The 5,353-nt window shown below is 56.3% G+C and carries 8 protein-coding genes; 5 read left to right on the top strand and 3 right to left on the bottom strand.

Annotation, left to right across the window (positions count from 1 at the left end):
- Both ACRESJ_RS03260 and ACRESJ_RS03255 read right to left on the bottom strand, forming a co-directional pair.
- A partial coding sequence (locus ACRESJ_RS03260) for a hypothetical protein (RefSeq protein ID WP_431756616.1) occupies positions 1–493 on the bottom strand: 493 nt, incomplete at its 3' end.
- Between the two features lie 448 nt (positions 494–941).
- Positions 942–1,406, bottom strand: a complete 465-nt coding sequence (locus ACRESJ_RS03255; RefSeq protein WP_431756615.1) for a helix-turn-helix domain-containing protein — start codon at positions 1,404–1,406, stop codon at positions 942–944.
- Positions 1,407–1,441: 35 nt separating this feature from the next.
- On the opposite strand from ACRESJ_RS03255, the gene ACRESJ_RS03250 reads away from it, so the two are divergent.
- A complete protein-coding gene (locus tag ACRESJ_RS03250; RefSeq protein ID WP_431756614.1) occupies positions 1,442–1,654 on the top strand; it encodes a DNA-binding protein in 213 nt (70 codons plus the stop codon).
- Between the two features lie 3 nt (positions 1,655–1,657).
- Here the strand turns inward: ACRESJ_RS03250 and ACRESJ_RS03245 are convergent, their stop codons facing one another.
- Positions 1,658–1,891 (bottom strand): hypothetical protein, encoded by a 234-nt coding sequence (locus tag ACRESJ_RS03245; RefSeq protein WP_248915839.1) that lies wholly within the window; start codon positions 1,889–1,891, stop codon positions 1,658–1,660.
- Between the two features lie 112 nt (positions 1,892–2,003).
- On the opposite strand from ACRESJ_RS03245, the gene ACRESJ_RS03240 reads away from it, so the two are divergent.
- The 4 genes from ACRESJ_RS03240 to ACRESJ_RS03225 form a co-directional block, all read left to right on the top strand.
- Positions 2,004–2,483 (top strand): hypothetical protein, encoded by a 480-nt coding sequence (locus ACRESJ_RS03240; protein WP_431756613.1) that lies wholly within the window; start codon positions 2,004–2,006, stop codon positions 2,481–2,483.
- Entirely contained in the window at positions 2,480–2,782 is a 303-nt protein-coding gene (locus ACRESJ_RS03235; protein WP_431756612.1) for a helix-turn-helix domain-containing protein, read from the top strand. The genes ACRESJ_RS03240 and ACRESJ_RS03235 overlap by 4 nt, the downstream gene beginning before the upstream one ends.
- Positions 2,783–2,792: 10 nt before the next feature.
- Positions 2,793–3,722 carry a hypothetical protein gene (locus ACRESJ_RS03230; RefSeq protein WP_431756611.1) on the top strand — a complete coding sequence of 310 codons (930 nt, stop codon included), beginning with the start codon at positions 2,793–2,795 and terminating at the stop codon, positions 3,720–3,722.
- 3 nt (positions 3,723–3,725) lie between these two features.
- A partial coding sequence (locus tag ACRESJ_RS03225) for an integrase (protein ID WP_431756610.1) occupies positions 3,726–5,353 on the top strand: 1,628 nt, incomplete at its 3' end.

The following is a 5,353-nucleotide window of genomic DNA, read 5'->3' as shown; positions in this document are numbered from 1 at the left end:
CGTCAAATACCGTCAAGCATTCCTTGCTGGATTTGTTTGATGCTTGCTCAGCTTTAGCAATTGGTTTTGTATCCGTTAGGCAGTCCGAACGATTTGTCTGGTATTCATCCAGCGCACTCTGAATTGACCCTGGAACAGACTCAACGCCACCCGCTTGGGCTGCACTCACTTGCTCTCGCCACCAGCTTTGTGTGTGGATACCCGCTGCACTGCAACGGCCCAAGGGTTCTAGGATCGAGGCGCCAAATTTCGATTTACCGGACGCAACTAACGAAGCAATCCACTGGCTATGGGCACCGATTGCCTTCAGGTCACCGCTTTGCAATAACTTCACTCCGTCGGTCATGGCCTTATCTAAAGCCCCCATCTGCACCGTTGCGCTTTTGAACGCTTCAGCACTGGCGGCGACGTAGGAGGCGGCACTAACGGATGCCGAAAGCACCAGCGCGGATACACTTACGAAGACTTTTCCTAAGCGAGTATTCCTTTTCATTACTTACTCCCTTTGAACAACCTCATGACGAGTCTGCCGAGAATGCGTAGCAGCTCATCTCCATTTGCTAGCCACCAATGCCGGACCTCCGGCCAGACACCTGCGAAAAGCAGGACCATGGCTGTGGCGATGACACCCAACTCAAGGAAACGCTGCGGAGGGATCTCTGCGGAATGGCTGTTTTGCCATTGCATCAGCACCCCCCAAACCAGGAGGATAACGAATGCATAGCGTAGACGACGCTCCGAACGGGCACGGCTTTGAAGCTCACTGAGACAATGATTGCAGACGGTTGCATCAGAGCTAACAACTCGATTCTCACATCGGGCACATGGCTTGATTGCCAACTGCCGGAGCTGTTCGGGTGTCAATTTTAGGACCGTATTCAGCTCGTAGTAGTCGCGCCCAGCGACTCGATTGTTATGCCCGTTGATGCCCATTTCCCACCTCATTCCTTCTTATTGAAATCTCGTCCTGCTACTCGGTGACCAGTACCGGAAACGGTTTGCGTGTGTGGAGCCTGTCTCGATTCGCCAGACACTGCAGCGGAGCCCCCGACCAGCATTGTCGCGAGCATGCGTTTCTTACTAGAAGCATCAAGGGCACGGTAGCCCTCAAGCAGCACCTCTTCGTCTGGCGCCAGATGGCTCAACACAGCTTGAGCACGCTCACCTGTGAGGACGTAAGTGGCATCGACCCCGATGACCATCAATTTCGCCACCAGGTCAGCCGAGCATTTTTGTCTGCCAGAGACAACATCCTTGAGCCGTTGCGGGCTCGATTCGCCCGCTACACGGGAGGCAGCAGCCAAGGACATGCCGCAGCGCTCGATCTCTTCGCGTAGTCGAGCGTGTATATGTTCCACCAAATCACTTGACACGGTGTATATATCCCACCAAAATAATTCAAACAAACAGCAATTATCTTTGCATCACAGGAGCCACCACCATGGCCACCCATGCCAAAGCCCTAACCGCCGACCAGGTGAAAGAAAACTTCCGTCGCGTCGGCAAAACCATTACCCAATGGGCTATCGAAAACGGCTACACCCGTAACGAGGTGTACCGCGTCCTCAATGGCCAAGCGAAAGCCAACTACGGCAAAGCGCACGACATCGCGGTGAAGCTTGGACTCAAGTCACCCGCAGCGTTGGCAGCGTGATGGCTACCTTGAAGCGCTTCGAGCGTCTCTCGCCCCGGCCAACTGATCGCATAGCCAAGCCAGCGTCTTCGTTGCTTCGCTGTCTATCGGTTGCCCAGGCCACCGGATTGGTCGCAAAACCTGATCAATGCGCTCGGGTGCTACCAGCCCTTCAACTTCCAGCATCGCCACAAGGCGCAACCAGCCTTGTGCCAGAGCATTCACTTGCGCTTCCAGCTTTTCAGTACGGTCGGTCATATCTCGTATCCATGTTGGCGAATGTACCCGAAAAGATTGCGCCGGGAGTAATCCTTTTGCCTAGTTGCAAACGCTTCATTTGTTTGGAAATCCTTCTGCAAAGGGGGCTCCAATGAACCGCCGCCGTTGGAAGAACGCCCAGCCGACCTCACTGCGCCATGCCATGGAGCTGTGTAAGGACTTCGCGAAGGAAGCTCACAACAAAGGCGTGGAGCGAATTGCCGATGAGATGGGGGTGACCGATCACTGGTCCGTTTACAAGTGGCTACAGACCGGTCGCATGCCCGCCAACTTTATCCTTCCTTACGAGCGCGCCTGCGGTTGCGACTACGTAACCCGCTGGATCGCCGCCAGTTCGGGGCGACTGACCATTGCCATGCCAACCGGTCGCAAGTGCACAGCACAGGACACACAAGCGCTGCAGGAGCTTCTGACCACTGCTACCGGAAGGCTGCTGGCGTTCTACGCCAACAACTGCGAAGCCGATGAAACTCTTGCTGCCATTCAGGCAGCGATGGAGGGGCTTGCCTGGCACCGAGGCAACGTCAGCCAAACCCAACAACCACAACTCGAACTGGAGGAGCAGCCATGAGCCGCACCGTCTCTGCCGCTGCACGTGTGCTGCGTGTCCTCAAGGCGCTGAAAGGCCATACAGTCACCGGCCTGAGCAATACCGAATTGGCTCAACTGGCGCAGGACAGCCCCAGCAACATCACCCGCGCCATGCAAACCCTTATCGAGGAGGGACTGGCGGTAAAGCTGGACAACGGCCGGTTCGCTCACTCCGTCGGCATGTTGCAGATCGCTCAGGCCCACGCCGAACACATGGCCCGGTTGACCGACCGGATGCAGGAAATCAATCAACGTATCGCTGCTGGCTCAATGAAATAAGGGGATAAAGATGGGACGCAAACTACAGGAAGTCGCTGAGGCAATTGATCTGCCCGCACTGGATGGTGCTGCACTGACTGCTGACCAAAACTTGATGGCTATGGCTTTAACTTCACATAGCGACGAGCGAGACATGGTCAATCAGCTGCTTGGGCAAGCCCAAATGGCAGATTCTATTGGCAAGTTCACCGCGACGGTCGCGGTTTCCAAGATGGCTTATGTGAAGGAAAACAAGCTCTACCGGGCGTTAGCAGGTATGCGTGACCGCGACGGTCGCGGTTTGGGTGGTACATGGGAGGAATTTTGCAGCCTCCTTGGGACGTCGGCGCCGAAGGTCAATGAAGATATAAACAACCTTCGTCAATTCGGTGAAGACGCGCTCGATTCTATGTCCCGCATGGGTATCGGGTACCGTGAAATGCGCCAATACCGTCGTCTTCCTGACGACGAAAAATCAGCTCTGATTGAAATCGCCAAGACAGGTGATAAAGACGCCTTTATTGATCTTGCTGAAGAAATCATCTCCAAGCACGCCAAGGAAAAAGAGGAGCTGACCCAGCGGCTCGACGAAACCAACGCCGACTACGAAGCGCAAAGCGAAGTCATGGCGAAGAAAACCACCGAGTTGGACAAAACCAAGCAAGAGCTTGAGAAAACCCGCAAACGCATTCAATCCATGCCTGCTGATGAAGCCGCCAAAGAGCTACGTCAAGAAGTGGCAGCGGTCGCCTATGAGGCTGAAGCCAACATCTTGGGCTCACTGCGGGAGGGCTTCACAAAGCTCGAAGCGCATGCGGCAGAAAGCGGCGATGACCATCGTGCTTTTAAAGCCGCTGTGATTCACCAGCTCGAAGTCACCCTGGCGGCGGTGCGTAGTGAGTTTCACCTGCCTGAACATCAGGGCGACACCCCGGTTTGGCTGAATCAGGCCGAGGCTTAATCCATGAACCCAGTACAGATCCAGCAACTGACGCAGATCGCCCAGCGCGCGGACAACGCCCCGCACGGACAGCGTACTGCCGTATACCAAGCGGGCGCGGCTGAACTGGGTGTTTCCATCCAAACACTTCAGCGCAAGCTGAAGGAGGTCCGAGTGGCCAAACCGCGTAAACGTCGCAGTGATGCGGGCAATAGCGCTTTGCCGTTGGAAGAGGCGCGCTTGATATCAGCTGTTTTGCTTGAATCGATCCGCGCCAACAACAAACAATTGTCCACCATCGAACGTGCTGTCGAGCGTCTGCGCAGCAACGGCATGATTGTGGCTGGCCGGGTGGATGAGGCGACAGGCTTGTTTCGCCCGTTGACCAGCGGAGCAATCAGCCGCGCTCTGCAAAGCTACAAGTTGCATCCGGAACAGCTGCTCCATGACGCGCCTGCGGTGTCGCTGGCCAGCAACCACCCCAATCATGTTTGGCAGGTCGACGCGTCCATCTCGACGCAGTTCTACCTGGCTGACGATGGTGCACGGGTGATGAACAAAGCCGAGTTCTATGACGGCAAACCCGGCAACCTGAAGAAGATCGAGCGCCAGCGCTTGTGGCGCTACGTGATCACAGATCACACCAGCGGCACCTTGTATTTGGAGTACGTACTGGGCGCGGAGTCGGCCGAGAACCTTTGCAACGTGTTGATCAACGCGATGCAGAAGCGTCATGAGTCCGACCCGTTCCATGGTGTGCCATGGATGCTGATGACCGACCCTGGTGCGGCCATGACCAGCGGCATCTTTCGCAACCTCTGCCGCGCCATGTCCATCGACCTGATCATCAATCAGGTCGGCAATGCACGGGCAAAGGGGCAGGTAGAACAAGCGCACAACATTGTTGAGCGTGAGTTTGAAAGTGCGTTGAGGTTTCAGGCGGCGGAGAGCCTGGAGCAGATCAATACCTGGGCCGGCAAGTGGATGCGTTACTTCAACGCCACCTCCATTCATACCCGGACTCGCCGCACCCGTTACGGCGTATGGCAGCTGATCAAGCAGGACCAGCTGCGTCTTGCTCCAAGCATTGAGGTTTGCCGCGAGCTGGCGGTCAGCACACCGGAATACCGCAAGGTCAGCAACCTGCTGCGTGTTTCCTTCCGTGGCGCTCAGTTCGACGTCAGCTCGGTACCGGGCGTGATGGTCGGCGAGAAGCTGTTGATCACCCGCAACTGCTGGCGCGACAAAGATGCCGCCATCGCGGTTCTGGTCGGTGAGGATGGGCGTGAAAACTATCACGTCATCGAGCGCATCGAGCTGGATGAATTTGGCTTTGCCGAAACCTCGGCGACCATTGGTGAACAGTACAAAAGCCACGCCGAAACACCGGCTCAGGTGTCGCGCAAGGTGCTGGAGCAACTGGCTACTGGCACCGGCAATCAAGTCGATGCTGAAGCGGCGCGCAAGGCGAAGGTCGTGCCATTCGGTGGCCTGATCGATCCGCACAAACACGTCAACGACACGGTGTTGCCGTCCTACATGCCGCGCCGAGGCACGTCGCTTAACGTCAACGCTCCGACTGTTGAGCATGCATTGCTGACCCACGTCGAGGCAGCGAAATGGCTGCAACCACGCCTGGCCAATCTCTGGTC

The sequence above is a fragment of the Pseudomonas sp. genome (genome assembly GCF_050739655.1).
GTDB lineage: Bacteria > Pseudomonadota > Gammaproteobacteria > Pseudomonadales > Pseudomonadaceae > Aquipseudomonas.
Note: the sequence above shows the minus strand (reverse complement) of the source record. Positions and strands in the feature narration are given on the sequence as shown.